The sequence below is a fragment of the Propionibacterium sp. oral taxon 192 str. F0372 genome (assembly GCF_000413315.1).
In the GTDB taxonomy this organism is placed as follows: Bacteria; Actinomycetota; Actinomycetes; order Propionibacteriales; family Propionibacteriaceae; genus Brooklawnia.
In genome coordinates this window covers 1,985,680-2,001,867 of the sequence record NZ_KE340297.1, presented here as the reverse complement: position 1 = coordinate 2,001,867, position 16,188 = coordinate 1,985,680, and the positions used below count along the sequence as shown (strand labels likewise).

General features: G+C 61.2%; 14 protein-coding genes. 3 read left to right on the top strand and 11 right to left on the bottom strand.

What is annotated here, in order from left to right:
* Positions 1 to 89: 89 nt before the first annotated feature.
* The gene (locus HMPREF1531_RS09305) at positions 90 to 974 is read right to left on the bottom strand and encodes a methylenetetrahydrofolate reductase (RefSeq protein ID WP_016669697.1); all 885 of its coding nucleotides are present in this window, start codon (positions 972 to 974) and stop codon (positions 90 to 92) included.
* Positions 975 to 1,074: 100 nt separating this feature from the next.
* On the opposite strand from HMPREF1531_RS09305, the gene HMPREF1531_RS09300 reads away from it, so the two are divergent.
* Positions 1,075 to 2,148 (top strand): polyprenyl synthetase family protein, encoded by a 1,074-nt coding sequence (locus tag HMPREF1531_RS09300; protein WP_016669696.1) that lies wholly within the window; start codon positions 1,075 to 1,077, stop codon positions 2,146 to 2,148.
* Between the two features lie 6 nt (positions 2,149 to 2,154).
* Here HMPREF1531_RS09300 and HMPREF1531_RS09295 read toward each other — a convergent pair whose 3' ends face one another.
* Positions 2,155 to 2,766, bottom strand: a complete 612-nt coding sequence (locus tag HMPREF1531_RS09295) for a hypothetical protein (protein ID WP_016669695.1) — start codon at positions 2,764 to 2,766, stop codon at positions 2,155 to 2,157.
* A gap of 247 nt (positions 2,767 to 3,013) precedes the next feature.
* Between HMPREF1531_RS09295 and pknB the strand changes: the two genes are divergently transcribed.
* Positions 3,014 to 5,116, top strand: coding sequence for a Stk1 family PASTA domain-containing Ser/Thr kinase (pknB, locus tag HMPREF1531_RS09290; RefSeq protein WP_016669694.1), 2,103 nt, complete (start codon positions 3,014 to 3,016; stop codon positions 5,114 to 5,116).
* An 11-nt stretch (positions 5,117 to 5,127) separates the two neighbouring features.
* Here the strand turns inward: pknB and HMPREF1531_RS09285 are convergent, their stop codons facing one another.
* The 8 genes from HMPREF1531_RS09285 to HMPREF1531_RS13030 form a co-directional block, all read right to left on the bottom strand.
* Positions 5,128 to 5,766 carry an MBL fold metallo-hydrolase gene (locus HMPREF1531_RS09285; protein WP_016669693.1) on the bottom strand — a complete coding sequence of 213 codons (639 nt, stop codon included), beginning with the start codon at positions 5,764 to 5,766 and terminating at the stop codon, positions 5,128 to 5,130.
* Positions 5,767 to 5,811: 45 nt separating this feature from the next.
* Entirely contained in the window at positions 5,812 to 7,203 is a 1,392-nt protein-coding gene (locus HMPREF1531_RS09280; RefSeq protein WP_016669692.1) for a class II 3-deoxy-7-phosphoheptulonate synthase, read from the bottom strand.
* A gap of 80 nt (positions 7,204 to 7,283) precedes the next feature.
* Positions 7,284 to 7,943, bottom strand: coding sequence for a response regulator (locus HMPREF1531_RS09275; RefSeq protein ID WP_016669691.1), 660 nt, complete (start codon positions 7,941 to 7,943; stop codon positions 7,284 to 7,286).
* A gap of 45 nt (positions 7,944 to 7,988) precedes the next feature.
* Complete coding sequence (gene macS, locus HMPREF1531_RS13035; protein ID WP_198011032.1) at positions 7,989 to 9,137, bottom strand: MacS family sensor histidine kinase; 1,149 nt, start codon at positions 9,135 to 9,137, stop codon at positions 7,989 to 7,991.
* An 11-nt stretch (positions 9,138 to 9,148) separates the two neighbouring features.
* The gene (locus tag HMPREF1531_RS09265; RefSeq protein WP_036897658.1) at positions 9,149 to 9,961 is read right to left on the bottom strand and encodes a lysophospholipid acyltransferase family protein; all 813 of its coding nucleotides are present in this window, start codon (positions 9,959 to 9,961) and stop codon (positions 9,149 to 9,151) included.
* A gap of 52 nt (positions 9,962 to 10,013) precedes the next feature.
* Complete coding sequence (locus tag HMPREF1531_RS09260) at positions 10,014 to 10,781, bottom strand: lysophospholipid acyltransferase family protein (protein WP_016669688.1); 768 nt, start codon at positions 10,779 to 10,781, stop codon at positions 10,014 to 10,016.
* 157 nt (positions 10,782 to 10,938) lie between these two features.
* Entirely contained in the window at positions 10,939 to 11,976 is a 1,038-nt protein-coding gene (locus tag HMPREF1531_RS09255; RefSeq protein ID WP_016669687.1) for a hypothetical protein, read from the bottom strand.
* A gap of 256 nt (positions 11,977 to 12,232) precedes the next feature.
* Positions 12,233 to 13,315 carry a M23 family metallopeptidase gene (locus HMPREF1531_RS13030; protein ID WP_016669686.1) on the bottom strand — a complete coding sequence of 361 codons (1,083 nt, stop codon included), beginning with the start codon at positions 13,313 to 13,315 and terminating at the stop codon, positions 12,233 to 12,235.
* Between the two features lie 133 nt (positions 13,316 to 13,448).
* On the opposite strand from HMPREF1531_RS13030, the gene HMPREF1531_RS09245 reads away from it, so the two are divergent.
* Positions 13,449 to 15,269: a DEDD exonuclease domain-containing protein gene (locus HMPREF1531_RS09245; RefSeq protein ID WP_016669685.1), complete on the top strand. Its 1,821-nt coding sequence runs from the start codon at positions 13,449 to 13,451 to the stop codon at positions 15,267 to 15,269.
* On the opposite strand, the gene HMPREF1531_RS09240 is transcribed toward HMPREF1531_RS09245, so the two are convergent.
* The gene (locus HMPREF1531_RS09240) at positions 15,247 to 15,756 is read right to left on the bottom strand and encodes a peptidylprolyl isomerase (RefSeq protein WP_016669684.1); all 510 of its coding nucleotides are present in this window, start codon (positions 15,754 to 15,756) and stop codon (positions 15,247 to 15,249) included. The genes HMPREF1531_RS09245 and HMPREF1531_RS09240 overlap by 23 nt on opposite strands.
* Positions 15,757 to 16,188 lie beyond the last annotated feature (432 nt).

Sequence of the window (16,188 nt, the reverse complement as noted above, 5' to 3'; positions counted from 1 at the left end):
ATTGAGTTGCACGGTCACGTCAACTCCTAGGTAGACGCGCAACGCGACCGCCTGGCGTTCCGTTCGTCCGCGCGGGAAACTGCAACAGATCAGATGAACCCCTTGAGCCGGGCAACAATCTCACGCGTGGCCCGGGAACGATTCTGCGTATAGAAGTGCAGGCCCGGAGCGCCACCGGTCAACAGGCGGGTGCACAACTCGGTAGCAATCTGGAAACCCACCTGACGCACTTGCTCGGCGTCGTCGGAAACTGTCATCAATCGCTCGGCCATCGCCGCAGGGATATCGGCCCCCGACATCTGGGCAAAACGACCGAGCTGCTTGAGTGAGGAGACCGGCATGATACCGGGAACGATCGGCAAGGTACATCCAATGGAACGGGCGCGACCGATCATCGCAAAATAGTGCTCGACGTCGAAGAACAGTTGAGATATCGCGAAAGAGGCTCCAGCCTGCTGTTTACCAAGCAGGATCCGGGCATCCATCTCCACCGAAGATCCAGTGTGCCCGTCGGGAAAGGCACCCACTCCGATCGAGTAGGGGCCACGAGATGCGATCAACTCAACCAACTCAGTGGCATTGGCCAGCCCGCCGGGATACTGTTCCCAGGCTACCGAAGCACCACCCGGCATGTCGCCGCGGATGGCGAGAATGTTAGTGATTCCAGCGTTCCCATATGCATCAATTGCCGCCTTCAGTTCATCGACGGTCTGCCCCGTGCATGTCAGGTGCCCCATCACCCGGAATCTGTGGCGCCGCCCCAACTCGGTGGTGATCGCCAAGGTGCGGGCCCGGTTGGAGCCGTTGGCACCGTAGGTGACCGATACCCAGTCGGGGCCGACCTCTTCTAGTTCGTCGATGGTCCGCAGCAGCAGCGCATGGCTTTCATCATCCTTGGGAGGGAAATATTCGAAGCTTGAGGTTGGGCTGCAGGCTGTGGCAAGCAGTTCTCCGATGGAGGAGGGATCAGACATGGTGGCGATTGTACGCAGATATGCTCCCGGAACACGATCATGCCCAAAATGCCCACACCACAAGAAGAACGGCCACCAATCGCAGCGATAGCCTTGGTTCATGTCTCCGGATCCCCATGAGCCGACCTCCACAAAACTGCGGGAGCATGTCGATGCCAAACTGACGCGATTCCTTGCAGCCCGAACCGATGAGTTGGTGGCGGTCTCTCCCAGCCTCGGGCCCCTCACCGAGGTAGCTAGTGACCTGATTGCCGGAGGAAAGCGGATTCGTCCTGCCTTCGGCTACTGGGGTCATGTCGCGGTCAGTGATTCGGGTATTCCCGAGGGCATCTGGTCGGTGCTGGCTGCCCTGGAAATGCTCCATGTGGGGGTGCTGATCCACGACGACGTACTGGACTCCTCAGATACCCGGCGCGGTCGTCCTGCCGCGCACCGGCAGTTCGAGGCCTGGGCTGCGGTCCAGGCGATAGAACACCCAGAACGCTTCGGCACCGAGATCGCGGTTCTGCTCGGTGACCAGCTCATGGCCTGGGCCGATGAGATGGCCACGACCGCAGAGCTGGATCCACAGGTGTGGGCGCGGGCCGCGCGCTACTGGTACCTGATGCGCACCGAAGTGAATTCCGGGCAGGTACTGGACATCTGTGCCCAATACCGTTTGTCGAGGGGCGACCCCCAGCAGATCGCCTGGAAGGTACTGGAGGAGAAGACCTCCCGCTACACCGTGCAACGCCCGCTCCAATTAGGGGCTGCAATCGGCGGGGCCGACGAGTCACTGCAAGATGCTTTGGGAGTATTCGGGATAGCTCTGGGCCGCGCCTTCCAGCTGCGTGACGATTTACTCGGGGTGTTTGCGCCCTCCGCTCAAACCGGGAAACCCGCGGCTGGTGATCTGCGGGAGGGCAAACGCACTGTGCTGCTGACGCGGGCCACCCACAATCTCGGCAATGCAGCAACGGAACTGGAATCCCTGCTCGGCCCCGGGATGGACGATGACCAAGTAGAACGGGCAACGCAACTCATCACCAGTTCAGGGGCTGTAGAACAGCTGGAGGAGATGATCGCTGCCGATCACGCAGCGGCCCTGCAGGCCTTGGATCACCCGGGAATCACCCAGACCGGACGCATCGCATTGACCGAGTTGGCACGCCAGTGCGTGGAACGTGATTCCTGAACCAATTCAGCCGCGACGCCAGTTCCACCCACCCAAGGCAACGGGGCCCATATCGGTCTTCCATGCGGAAGACAATTCCTCGCGCAGGACCGGAATCTGTTGCCTGGTCAGGCCGTGCAACCAGAGCCGCCGGGCCCCAGCCAGGATCATCCGGGAGGCCAGTGTTGGATCGGTGAGGTGCACGAACCATGGCTTGGCTGCAAGTTGCGTTGCGGGAGCGGTACATATGGCATGGGGAATGAGCCCCTCGGGGATGACGATTGCATCGGCATCACAGGCATCGAACTCGGCGATGGTGGTGACCCGGCCCAGCTTCAGGCAATGAGCGTGGGGGCGGACACGCAGATCGACGACCAAGTCGGCCCGGGCTACCGATGCGAGATCCGCAGGAGCAAGCACCCCAGCGATCGTGTGGGTTCCCACCGCCCTGCGCAGTCCCGCAAAACCGCGTAGAAAATCCTCGCGGTCCGCTCCTGTGGAATCCAGAACGACCAGATCCACCCGGGAGCGGGCCAGTGCGGACCCTACCTCGGCAATCCGCTCCGGCGAGTCGACGCCGATCACCATACCGATCCGTGCCTGCTTCAGCCGGGCATCCAAACCCATCATTGCATTCACGCGGCCTACTGTACCGGCTTGGCAGCCATCGTCGGCCGGGGATCGCACCGGGGTCATCGCCTGGGAAGAGGCTGCGACTCGCAGGCTCCGCCCGTGACCAGCTCCACCGATTCATTTCGTACATCCATCACGCACTACTAAAGAAACCCCGAATGACCACGGCAACCACGACCCCATTCGCCGTGCCGGTCGTCGTCAACCCATGTACCCACCTAGAATTGGTGCTCCCTGATCGGATGGAGTTGCCTTGAACCGACGTACCGCACCTGACCCGCTGGTCGGGGATGTCCTCGACGGACGGTACGAGGTATTGCAGCGCCTCGCCCGCGGCGGCATGGCGACGGTCTACCGGGCCTGGGACCGTCGTCTGGAGCGGATCATCGCCATCAAGGTGATGCACGAGAGTCTGAGCACCGACGTAAACTTCACCGCGAAATTCGATCGAGAGGCCAGGGCCGCCGCGCGGTTGTGTGACCACAATGTGGTGGCCATCTATGACCAAGGGTTCGACCACCAGCGTCCCTATATCGTCATGGAATATGTTCCGGGCAGTACCCTGCGCACCCTGATCACCCGCAAGGCTCCGCTGACACCGATTCGTGCCTTGGAGATCATCGAACCGGTCGCCTCAGCGCTGGCAGTCGCCCACGAGTCCGGGCTGGTGCATCGCGACGTGAAACCTGAGAACGTTCTCATTAACGGCGACGGTGAGATCAAGGTCGCCGATTTCGGGTTGGCCCGCACCGTGTCCGCCCAAACCGCAACCCATTCCCAGGGGCTGTTGATCGGCACCGTCTCCTACCTTCCCCCAGAGTTGCTCACCACCGGCAAAGCGACCTCAGCCTCGGATGTCTACTCCACCGGGGTGGTGCTGTGGGAGATGCTCACCGGTTCCAAGCCCTACATTGCCGAACAACCCATCCAGGTGGCCTACAAGCACGTCAATGAGGACATGCTCGCCCCCTCGGTAGTCCTGGGCAAATCCCACCCGGGTCAGGCGCGTCGCGAACCGATCCCCGACTACTTGGATGCCTTGGTGCTCTCCTGTACCCGTCGCGACGCACAGATGCGCCCTGCGAACGGGCGCGAGTTGCTGCACCGGATCAGGGTCGTGCGCAAAGGCGTGGAGCGCGGACTGGGCTCCGACGCAGACCTGGTAGCACTGGCCTTCCCAGCCGCCGTGTCACAGGCAGCATCTACACAGGTGCTCACCCCCGATATGGCTGCCACCTCGGTCATCGCTTCTTCCCAGACCGCTCAGCCAGTGCTCTCCACTCCCCGGTCGACCGCCGTCACGCCCGCCCCCGATGATGTGGATGAGAACGACATCGAACAGACCCCCGTCGAGCAACTAGAGACATTGTTTCCTGCTCCCGATCGGCGGGATACCGGAGTTGTGGCTTCCCCCCGCTTCCCAAAACTGTCCACTTCCCCCGTCCACCGGCGACGCCGAGCACTGCTCGCCGCGATACTTCTTGTGCTGCTCACCTTGGGGGTGGGCAGCGGGGCTTGGTGGCTAACCTCGGGGCGCTACACGCAGACCCCATCGCTGATCAACATGACCGAAGTAGACGCCCGACCGGTGGTGGCTGCTGCGAATCTGACGGTTCGGTTTACCCAGGGTTATTCCGAAGATGTGCCCGCCGGGCAGATCATCTCCACCGATCCATCAGCGGGAAGCCGGGTACTACGTGACTCGGAAATCGTTGCGGTGGTCTCCTTGGGCCCGGAACGCAATGCCATGCCCCATATCATCGGTCTGGGTCAGCAGGATGCGACTGACGCGCTCGCCCAAGCAGGCCTGGCCATCGGGCGGGTGGAGCAAGCTTGGTCGGAAACCGTGGAAACCGGACATGTCATCTCGGCAGGCTATGACCCGGGAACGATGCTGAGGCCGGGCACCACCGTCGATCTGACGATCTCCAAGGGCAGGGAGCCTATCTCCATCCCCTCGGTGGTCAACAGGACCCTCGCTGAGGCCAACACGACTCTGACCACAGCCGGTTTCAAGGTCACCACCGCCGACGGAGTCTTCCACGACTCAATTCCAGAGGGATCAGTGGTTTCGCAGAACCCATCCGACGGTACCGGCCACCGTGGGGATACCATCACCCTCACCCCATCAAAGGGAGCCGAGAAGGTGCACTTGCCCAATATCAGGGCCAATGAGCAGGTCTCGGAAGCAACCAAGAAACTGGAGGATGCTGGATTCAAAGTGCGCGTCGACTGGCCATACAGTCTGCCGTTTCGACGCGGTGTGGTGATCGATATCACCGACGAGTCTGGCAAGCAACTGCTGACCGACGACCAGCTAGCCAAGGGCTCGACGGTCGTCATCATCGCCCAGTAATCACCTGGTGATCAGATCTCGAAAGGCTCACCCTCGGCGACCTTGACCAGTTCGGTGCGGCACAAATTGCCAATGTGAGTCGCAGTGATCGCCTGACCAGCATCGGAGAGCACTGCATAATGGATGAGCATCCCACGGGCAGCATCCAGAGCCCGGGTGAAGTCGATTACTTCTTCCACCTTCCCCCATGGGGCAAAGGTGGGGATGCAGGCGAAATCCACGCCCTGTGGTGTGGTTTCCAGACTATCCCCGGGATGGAAGAGAGTCTTCCCACTGGCTCCTACGATCAGGTAACCGAGATTGCGGAACCGCGCATAGTCGGGATGAATGACCGCATGCAGTCCTCCGACGGTGGTGATCCTGGTGCCCTTCAGTTCGACAGATTCACCAACAGCAAAACGATGCACCCGCTGTGGGAGGTCGATTACCTCGGCGACACTCGCCTCGACCCCAACGAAGGCCTGCGGATTCGACTCCAGGAGGGCACCAATATGCTGCGGATCGACATGGTCGGGATGCTGATGGGTCACCAGAATCGCATCCAGTTGCCCCATCCCATGCCAACTGGTCGACAAGTTACCGGGATCGACGAGGATACGCGCCCCATCGTCGATGAGTACACAGGAATGTCCCAGAGCCGTGATCTGCATGAATCCATTGTCCCACGGGACATGTGGTGCAGACCGATTGCAGACTCAATCATTCCAATCCGGCACTTCGACCGGCACGTGCCGCAGCAACCGTGACTTGTTCACCCGTTCGGCCACCATGAAGGCAAGTTCCAAGGATTGGTTACGGTTGAGCCGTGGATCGCAGGCGGTCTCGTAGCGGGATTCCAGGTCGGTCTCGGACAACTGGAAAGCACCCCCGATGCATTCGGTGACGTCATCACCGGTCAACTCGATGTGCACCCCACCCGGCCAGGAGCCCAGTTCATCATGGGCGTCGAAGAAGCCGTGCAGTTCGTTGACCACCGCGTCGTAGGAGCGGGTCTTGAAACCGTTGGCGCTCTCGAAGGTGTTGCCGTGCATCGGATCGCACACCCAGGCGACCTTGCGTCCCGAGGCCTCGACCTCCTCAATGATTCGAGGAAGCCGGTCACGTACCTTGTCGGACCCCATCCGAGTGATGAAGGTGATACGTCCGGGGATTCGCTCAGGGTCGAGCCTATCGGCAATCTCCAGGGCCTCGGTCCCAGTGGAATCCGGCCCCAGTTTGACGCCCAACGGATTGTGGACCCGGCGCAGCAGTTCCACCTGGGCGCCGTAGGGCTGGCGAGTGCGCTCCCCGATCCACACCATATGCCCCGAGGTATCGTAGGGCATCTGGGAACGTGAGTCGATGCGGGTCATCGCGTATTCATAGTCCAGCAGCAAGGCCTCATGGGAAGCATAGAAGTCTACGGTGGACAAGGTGTCGTCCTGGACCCCACAAGCGAGCATGAAGCCCAGGGCCCGCTGGATCTCATCGGCAACCTGCTCATAACGCTTCTCCACCCGGGAGTCGCGCACGAAGGAGGCATTCCAGGCGTGCAGTTGGCGCAGATCGGCAAAACCACCGGTCATGAAGGCGCGCACCAAGTTCAGAGTGGCTGCCGAGGCGTTGTACACCTGCAGCAGCCGCTTCGGGTCGTGGCAGCGCGCCTGCGGGGTAAAGTCGAAACCATTTACCGCATCCCCCCGATAGGCGGGAAGGGTGACCCCATCACGAGTCTCAGTGTCCTTGGACCTGGGTTTCGCGTACTGTCCAGCGATTCGGCCGACCTTGACCACGGGAAGCTGGGAGGCATGGGTGAGTACCACGCTCATCGACAGCAGTACCCGCAGCTTGGAGCGGATGTTATCGGCCCGCACTCCGTCGAAGGTCTCGGCACAATCACCGCCTTGGAGCATGAAGGCTTGTCCCTCAGCGACTTTGGCGATCTTGGCCCGCAGATCATCACATTCCCCGGCGAAGACCAGTGGGGGCAGGGCGCGCAACTGGGCGACGACCTCCGCGGCTTCTGCGGGATCGTCATAGGTCGGCTGTTGTACCTTGGGCAGGCGATGCAAGTCGTCAAGGTCGAGTCCGGGGATCACGTCAGGCACGAGCCCAAGAATAGGTCAGATCACTACCTCGCTGCTGTCTCATCCCACCAATGAAGAATCGCGCCGACAGATCGGCATGGTCAGGAATCGAGACCTTGCTCGATGGCGTAGCGGGTGAGTTCCACCCGGTTGTGCAACTGCAGCTTGCGCAGCACATTCTGGACGTGATTCTGCACGGTACGATGCGAGACGAAGAGCTGTTCGGCAATGTCACGGTAGCTGAGACCTTTCGCGACAAAGCGCAGCACCTCGGTCTCCCGGGAGGTCAGGGAGGGAGTGTCGTCGTCGGGTGAGGGATTGTTTGCCATGCGGCGGTACTCCCCCAGTACCAGACCGGCCAGGGTCGGGGTGAATACGGCCTCACCATCGACGGTCTTGTGCACCGCATCAAGAAGTTCTGCCTTTGAGGAAGATTTCAGCACGTAGCCGTTAGCCCCGGCCTTGACTGCGCGCAACACGTCGTCGCGCTCCCCAGACGCGGACATCACCAGCACCCGCAACCCGGGCAGTTCATTCATCAGCAGCTGGGTGCAGGTCGCACCATCCGGGTCGGGGATGTTGAGGTCCATCACCACGACATCGGGGCAAGTGGCACGGGCACGAGTCAAGGTCTCCGAGCCATCATGGGCGACTGCGACAATCTCGCAGCCGTCCTCGCTCAAATCCTCGGCCAGTGCCTCGATCCACATTGGGTGGTCATCGACCAGCATGATCCGGGTCGGCGCCTTGGAAAATCTCATCCTTCTTCTCCTGGGGGATTCGTTGCTGCCATTGTGCCGTGTGGTTCACTGGAGGGGAACCCGGAACTCCCATTCGGTACCCTTCCCCGGCGCAGAGTCGAGGGTGGAGGTCCCGCCCAGCGACAATATTCGGCCGACGATTGATTCCTTGACCCCCAGTCGCCCGGCATCGGCTGCGGCCTGCAGCCGTTCGGGAGTCATGCCGATCCCATCGTCACGCACTGTGACAATCACCTGGCCTTTCTCTTCTTCCAACAGGATCCAGGATTTGGCATTGACCCCGGCATGCTTGAAAACATTGGACAAAACCTCAGTAATCACCCGGTCAAGTTCCTTGGCGCGATCAGTAGTCATAGACACGTGCCCGGCCATCGTCGAGACCGTCACCGTTTTCGACTGGTGCTTTTCCAGCATGGTGGTCAGGTCTGTCGTATCAGCATCCAAGTACTCACCTTTGGTCACATCGACATGTTTGTCTTGCAGGGTGGTGCGCAGTTGATCCTCCTGCTTGCGGGCGAGCAGCGCGAGCATCTTGCCCCTGGGGCCCAGCTCATGACCTTCGCGGGCAACCATCGCCAGCACCTGCAACACCCCGTCGTGGACAATCCGGTTGAGCCTTTCTCGTTCCTCCAGGGCCACCGCGGTGGCGACGGACCGGTTCCGCTCCGCGATCGCCTCATTGTTGACTTTGATCAGCAACCCCACCAAATAGGGAACGGTGACTGTGATGATCAGGTGAGTCCACACACGTGGATCCAACGACGGAGCTTCAAGGAATTGGATGGCACCGAGCACCAGACCTGCCCCAGCGCCTACGGCTGATCCGGTGTACATGGCCAGTGTCACCGGCGCCATCAACATCCAGAATCCGCCAAGCCCGAAAGTGGTACTGCGCAGGACTTCGGTACCCAGCACTGGTCCGGACAGGGCGACAATCACCGCGGTGATCCCGATGTCGCAAAGATACAGATTCCGTCGTCTCCGGCAGTTGCGGCGTCCATACAGGACCATCACTAAGCTCCAAGCGACCATCACGCTGCTGACCACGATCATGACCACCGGTTGGTGAGCGACGTCGAGACGCAACAGATTGACCACCACAGCGTGGACAACCATGGCGAGACGGATCCAGTCAGCGGATCGGCGTATGGACCCAGAGACGCGTTCGTCCCCCTGGGCCGTGCAGATCCTCATGGTGTCATTTTTCATCGTCCCCCACTCTCAACGCCCTCGGCCCAGCGTCTCGCAGCTTCCTGGGCAGCTGTTATCTCGGCCGCCTCCTGTTCGTCAAGGATGCGTGCCAGTTCGGCCTCGGCCGCCATTCGCTGGCGCTGTGTCTCCCGGCGCTCCCGCTGCATCCGCCGTCGCGCTGTGACCCATTCCCGCAGGCTCGCTGGATCGACTGGGTTCAACACCGGATTGCGGTTAGCCGCACGCAGATCCGGATCAAATGAATGAGTGTCGACATAGCGGCGGTTGGCCAACTCGGCAATACGACTCATCACTGAGTCGACCAGTCCACGCATGATTAGCCCGTCGGTCACCCTCCCGGGTTCGTCCAGTCCCAGATAGCGATTGATCAGAATAGGTTTGCCGATGGCCAGGCGATAGCGCAGGTCACCGATAGCCCATCGTGCGGGGGCGTCAGCTAGGTTCCGCGTGCTCCCCCGGTGGGTGCGCGGAGCAAGACCTGCGGGAACGATGGGCACTTCCGCCCCGATCGCCACAGCTGCGGTGTCCGCGGTCCCGCGGTGAACCGCGCCGTCATTCCCGCAGACCCGCTCAGGGAAGACCAACACGATTCCGCCACTGGCAAGTACTTCCTCTGATGCAGCACGACCAGCCTGTCCGAAACCAGTAGTCGCCAAGGTTGGAATGCGCAGTAGGCCGTCACCACGACTGGTGACGACGGTCATCGGCCGTCCGATGGCCTGGGTGACCAGAAGATGGTCAAATCCCCCAACCCGGTTAACGGCAAGGATGAATGGCCCGTCAGGCAGGTTCTCCGCCCCTTCCACCAGAGGCTTCCACCAATTATGCGCGCGATATGCGCGATGGGGGCCATTCACTTCAACCCTCCGTCCGCTGAGCAATGATCGGTGGTTGCGAAACCCCCTGATTGGGGTGGTCAAGCTCCAGTGAACTCGTATCCTTCGATGCCAAGTCGCCATATTTCACCCGGGAGGCATAGGCATCGACATAGGGCTGGTCAGTGAGAGCCTTGATGGCACCCATCACCTCATTGGTCACCCACCGCAGTACCTTGTGATCGCTCTCCTGACCGGCCCACGCGCTGAAGTCGAGGGGATCACCGATGATGATACGCGGGTGATCCATCATCACCGGCAGCCCGATACGATTGCGCATCAACCTGGTGTTGATCACCCCGACCGGCAGGACGGGTTTCCCAGATGCCAAGGCCAGCCGGGCCACCCCAGTCTTGCCCTTGTAGAGGCGGCCATCTGGGCTGCGCGTTCCCTCCGGGAAGATACCGACTGTACCGCCTGCCTCGAGCACTACTTCGACCGACCCGAGCCCGCTGGCCGATGCGCGCCCACCGGATCTGTCGATCGGTGTCTGACCGATCGCGCGAAGCACCCGGGCCAAAGCTCGTCCCTTGAGGGTGCGTCCCTCGAATAGTTCCCGCTTGGCCGGGAAGACCACCGTGGGGCGCACCAGCGCCGGGAGGGAGAAGGTGTCGCCGACGTCCAGATGGTTGGCGGCCAAGATACAACCGGTGCCGGGCACTTTCTCGGCACCGGTGATCTCGACCCTGAACCAGTACTTCACCGCGGGCCGCACCACCACGATCTTGAAGAAGCTGTACCACCCCGTCACCTGTGCCCTCCTTGGCTGTCGACTGGTGCATACTCTACGGCCACCGGCTCACCCGGCGACCGAGGCAGGCGCAGTAGGAGTGATCTCCGGGACCTGAGCCCGGTCGCGTGTCGATAATTAAGAGTGCCATGACGAGCCGAGTACCGCGTTTTGAGACTCAACCGCATATCAGAGAGTCATCGAACTTGGGAACCGGTGTGTTGCCCTGCCACAATCCGCTCAAAGATGCCGGATCGGTGGCCATGATCTGCCCCACAGCCCAGGTACTCCAGGCATAGGCGCGTGCTGGGTTGTCGGCAGCAAAATCAGAATCGGCCACAATGGTGGTGGCCAGCGGGCACATCTGCGCCAAGAGTTCGACCGAGCCCCGTTGAGCCGCCTGATCTGCGGCCAGGGAGAGGTGCTCGGCGAGCCCTTCGCTGACCCACTGCCTTCCTGATCCAACCTGGAGGTAAGCGGTGCTGGCGTGCACCATCTCGTGGGTAATCAGATGCTCCAGCTGGGCATCAACAGCCGAATCGGTGGTCTGCGGATTGAGCACAATGTGTTGCAGGGCAGGCGTGGTGAGGCTTCCCGCCGTCCAGGTAAGCCCACCGCTGGACCGGAAATCCAATGCAGGGGCTGCCATCATCTGCTCAAACTGTCCAGCCGTGGCCGGAACCTCGACGATGATTGATTCTGTCATGTCCAGCAGCGGGACCCCGGATTGTGACAACCGCGATCGGGCTGCCTCCGCCAGAGCCGGGACCCGCCCACCAGCGGTGGCGTCCAAGACCACCACATTGGCATCGATACTGATCATCACTTGTCCCAGTACCCAGATGGGAGCTGGCTGATCAGGAGACTGCACCAGATCGACCAACGCACAGTCCCGGTCGCAGTTGAGTACCGGGCGGACAACGCTGCGTGTACTGGCCCGGGTAGCGGGGACGCTCCAAGTGATGTGCCATTGCTGGTCATCAATGGGATCGACGGAGGTGATCTGCACTCCATCGGTCGACTGCCATAACTGTGCGGCACGAGAACGTGCGGTCTTGTCAAAGAGTGCGAAAAAGGCATTCTCCTCACGACTGGCCCAAGCCATGGCTACCCCGGCGGCGACCTCGGAGCCGGTACGTGGATCTCTAGATGCACAACCGGTAAAGGTGATAACACAGCACCAAGCGATCACGGTCACCACCAGACGGTCAACCATCCGCGACGCTGGCATAAAGCCCCATGCAGGAAAACGACACCAGTCCAACGAGAATGGTAGTGATGATCGCCAAGTGATCAACGGTGCCAAATCCGATCTGCTCCCCAGAACCGGAAATGGCCCAAGCAGTCGGTAGTGCAGGCAGGCCAGCGCACCTCGCAGGTATCGCATTCGGTCAACTCTGATTAGCTACACCCATCACGGACACCACTCACACATTGCTCGTTGAGCATCCATCACAGAGCCCAAGACAGTATCAGCGCTTGATGACAGTGGTTGGATCGGTGATCTGATTGTTCACCCACGTGGAGAAGTGCAGGTGGCAGCCGGTCGAAAAACCGGTGGTGCCGACCGCACCGACAACCTGACCGGCTTGGACGACATCACCTGGCGATACGCTCATCGACTGCAGGTGAGCATAGGCGGTCTTGTAGGTGCCAGAATCGATAATCACCCGATTGCCCCAGCCGCCCTCAGTGCGAGCGGACAGCACAACACCAGTCCAAGAGGCCATCACCGGCGTGCCACACGGCGGGGCGATGTCAACCCCGTCGTGAAGTTCGGTGTATCCACCGATCGGGTTGGTGCGGTATCCGAAGGGGGAGGTAATCGGACCCGAGGTAGGCCAGATCCCGGCACCTAATGGATCGCCACTGGCGCTGCGGGAGGAACGTCCGGAGGCCTCAGCCATGGCCGAGTTCAACAGCTTCATGTTCTCGTCGATGACCGCCTGGGAGGCCTTGGACTCAAGCATCGACTTCTGGGATGCGCTCAGCGCGTCAACGATCGACTTCGCCTGGGCCACCTTGCCGTCGTAGTCGGCGGTGAGTTTCTCCTGCTCCGCGATCTCGGCATTGATGGCTTCTACGGTTGAGGCCTGGGTGGATTCGAGTTCGGCGAGCCGGTCCTGCTCGGCGGCCAGGCGGGCCAGTTGCTCATCAGTCAGCGAGGTGACCGACTGCATAACCTTCATATCAGCGATGAAAGACTCCTCGGAATCCGAGGAAAACAACAAAGATGCGGTACCCATGGAGGCCGCCTGCTGCTGAGCAGCCACGGCTACCCGGCCCACCTGCACCCGCAAGGCATCGACCAAGACGCGCTGATCGGCAAGATCAGCAGTGGTTACGTCGTAGTCGGCTTGGGCCTGGGTGAGGTCCTTGCGGGACTGCTCCAGTTCCACCTGGGCCTTGGCCGCCTCAATCTGGAGACCCGACAACTCGCTTTGTGCCTTGGCGACGGTGTCATCAGCCCGGGCCGACGGGGACGCCGCAACGACGACGGAACAAGCAACCAAGCCACCGACAACAGCCGCGATGGCACCCTGGAGATTCACCATTCATCCACCCTCATGGAACGTTACTCACATAAAGTTTAAGACTTCTTAAGGTTGCTCTCAACTCTTTTGCATGACTCGTCCAAGCTCCCGATCGCCCTCCAGAAGTGTCAGTTACCGATCTTAAGGTCGCTGCATGACCTCACCAACTGTTGCTACGCAACCCGGCCTTGATGATCTCGGAACCCCGCTACGCGAGGTAACGTTCTGCGTTGTCGATCTGGAAACCACTGGCACCTCGACCACTGATGCAATTACCGAGATCGGGGCCGTGAAAGTACGCGGTGACCAGACGCTCGGCGAGTTCGCCACCTTGATCAATCCCTGTATGCACATCCCGGCGAGAATCCAGGCTCTGACCGGCATCACCGACCGGATGGTTGCCTACTCTCCCACCTTGCCAGCAGTACTGCCCACTTTCCTGCAGTTCGTCACCCCCTGCGTGCTGGTAACCCACAATGCCCGCTTCGATGTCGGTTTTCTCCGGCGTGCCTGCGTTGACCTGGGGTACGAGTGGCCCGGGATGATGGTGGTCGACACCGTCGGATTGGCACGGAAGGTGCTGTTGCGCGACGAGGTGCCCAATGTGAAGCTACACACCCTCGCCGCCCACTTCCGCACCACAGTTACCCCCGGCCACCGTGCCCTGTCGGATGCTAGGTCAACCGTCAACGTGCTGCACGAGTTGCTGGGACGGGCAGGTGGTCTCGGAGTAACCACCTTGGAAGATCTCAAGGAAATCGAACACCGGGTACCGGCCAAGCGGCGGGCAAAGAGTTCATGGGCCAGCGAGTTGCCCACCGAACCCGGAGTTTATGCCTTCTATGCCCAACGCCCCGGGGAGTCCCGCCAGGTACTCTACGTCGGCAAGTCGGTCAACGTTGCCCGCCGGGTGAGATCCTATTTCACAGCCTCAGAGAACAGAACCTACATAGACGAAATGGTCCGGGTGGCCACCGGTGTGGAGGCCACGGTGTGCGCCACAGATTTGGAGGCAGAGGTCCGAGAACTGCGGATGATCGCCGCCCACAGCCCCCACTACAACCGTCGATCCAAGCACCAGGACAGGCTGTGCTGGGTAAAGCTGACCACCGAGACATGGCCCCGGCTGTCCATCACCTACGCGGTGGGCGACGACCAGGCCCGCTATCTGGGCCCTTTCTCCTCACGAGTCACAGCCAAGGAAGTCTGCCAGGTGATCCACGACGCCTATCCGATCAGGCAGTGCACCCAGTCGATGGGGCCCCACGCATCCCCTACCGGGTGCGTCCTAGCCGAGCTCGGTCGTTGTCTGGCACCGTGCCTACCGGATGCCGACCATGCTGCCCATCAGAAACTGGTGTTGGGCATCAAGCAGGCGTGGAATCATGACGTACGTCCGCTATTGGGGATCGTTGGCAGTCATCTACGGCCCCTGGCAGCTGAACAGCGTTACGAGCAGGCGGCACAAATCACCAGTCGCCTTGAATTGCTCACCGCAGCGATTCGTCGCTGGCACCGGCTGGTTGCGGTGGGGCGCTGCCCCCAGATCGTCGCGGTGCGCCGCTCTACTGTCCCTTCGCGCCCGGGCTGGCAGATTAATATCATTCGCCACGGTCGGCTCGCAGCTGCGGGATTCGCCCGGGCCGGAAGCTCAGTGCGTCAAGTCGCAGCCCACGTGCTCGCCACTGCCGAAACTGTGCTCCCCTCGCCCCACGATCTGCCATCGGCCTCGGTGGAGGAAGCAGAGCGGGTGATCGCCTTCCTCACCAGTCCCGGGGTTCGACTGCTGGAGATCGACGGTGAATGGTCAATGCCCCTGGGCGCGGGCATTGGGGAACAGGACCTGCCCAGATGGACCCTTTCACCACTTCCCGTCGCTCCACCGGGCGATCTCAACGAAGTGCTGCCCGGCTCCTTGCCGGATGCCGGGCAGCAGGAGATATCGACATCGATCAGGCGACCTCGACCGAGTTGATCACCACGTCGGTGGTGGGACGATCCATGCGCCCGGTGGGAGTGGTCGCGATGGCGTCGACGACCTTGCGGGAAGCCTCTTCGGTGACCTCACCGAAGATGGTGTGGCGCCGGTTGAGGTGTGGGGTCTTGGCGACGGTAATGAAAAATTGCGAGCCGTTAGTGCCCGGACCGGCATTAGCCATGGCCAACAGGTAAGGCCGGTCGAAGGAGAGTTCAGGATGGAACTCGTCAGCGAAACGGTAGCCCGGGCCGCCACGCCCGGTACCGGTAGGATCCCCACCCTGGATCATGAAACCGTCGATGACCCGGTGGAAGATGGTGCCGTCATAGAATTTCCCGGTTTTGGTGGTGCCGTCGACGGGATCGGTGTACTCCCGGGTGCCACTGGCTAGTTCGACGAAATTTGCGACGGTCTTGGGAGCATGGTCGTCGAAGAGTTCGACGACGATATCACCCAATGAGGTGTGCAGGGTGGCCTGGGACATGTGGGCCGCCTTTCTGTGTGGGACTGCACCCATCCTTCCAGATCAACCCAACGCATGGCCCATCGTGCTCATGGTCCCGAGACGGCCTTCGGCACCGGGACGGTCGGTCACGTACCGTTTGTCCTGTTGGCCAGAGCCTGAAGTTCTGCAACGATCATGGCCAGTTTCGGCCAACAGCTGTGTGCAATTGCATCGATGCTGATCGGCGTGCAGGGGTTGGTTCGGTGCAGCGGTGAACTACGGTGGTAAGTGCTCGACTACGAGCAGCTCGATCACGAGCCTCAACAACGAACGGAGCGAATATGTCTCGCCGATCGAAAAAGGTACGCAAGGCCGCCGAACTGGCCGCAAAGAACACCACCAACGCATTTGAAGAAGTCTTCGAGCAGGTGGCGCCCAAGGCGAAGAAGACCAGCAAGCAAGCGGTCGATG

Bases quoted from the DNA above. Each gene is read 5' to 3' on its own strand.
- HMPREF1531_RS09305 (WP_016669697.1), bottom strand. From the start codon at position 974: ATGTCTGATCCCTCCTCCATCGGAGAACTGCTTGCCACAGCCTGCAGC.
- HMPREF1531_RS09300 (WP_016669696.1), top strand. From the start codon at position 1,075: ATGTCTCCGGATCCCCATGAGCCGACCTCCACAAAACTGCGGGAGCAT.
- HMPREF1531_RS09285 (WP_016669693.1), bottom strand. From the start codon at position 5,766: ATGCAGATCACGGCTCTGGGACATTCCTGTGTACTCATCGACGATGGG.
- HMPREF1531_RS09275 (WP_016669691.1), bottom strand. From the start codon at position 7,943: ATGAGATTTTCCAAGGCGCCGACCCGGATCATGCTGGTCGATGACCAC.
- macS (WP_198011032.1), bottom strand. From the start codon at position 9,137: ATGAGGATCTGCACGGCCCAGGGGGACGAACGCGTCTCTGGGTCCATA.
- HMPREF1531_RS09255 (WP_016669687.1), bottom strand. From the start codon at position 11,976: ATGGTTGACCGTCTGGTGGTGACCGTGATCGCTTGGTGCTGTGTTATC.
- HMPREF1531_RS13030 (WP_016669686.1), bottom strand. From the start codon at position 13,315: ATGGTGAATCTCCAGGGTGCCATCGCGGCTGTTGTCGGTGGCTTGGTT.
- HMPREF1531_RS09245 (WP_016669685.1), top strand. From the start codon at position 13,449: ATGACCTCACCAACTGTTGCTACGCAACCCGGCCTTGATGATCTCGGA.
- HMPREF1531_RS09240 (WP_016669684.1), bottom strand. From the start codon at position 15,756: ATGTCCCAGGCCACCCTGCACACCTCATTGGGTGATATCGTCGTCGAA.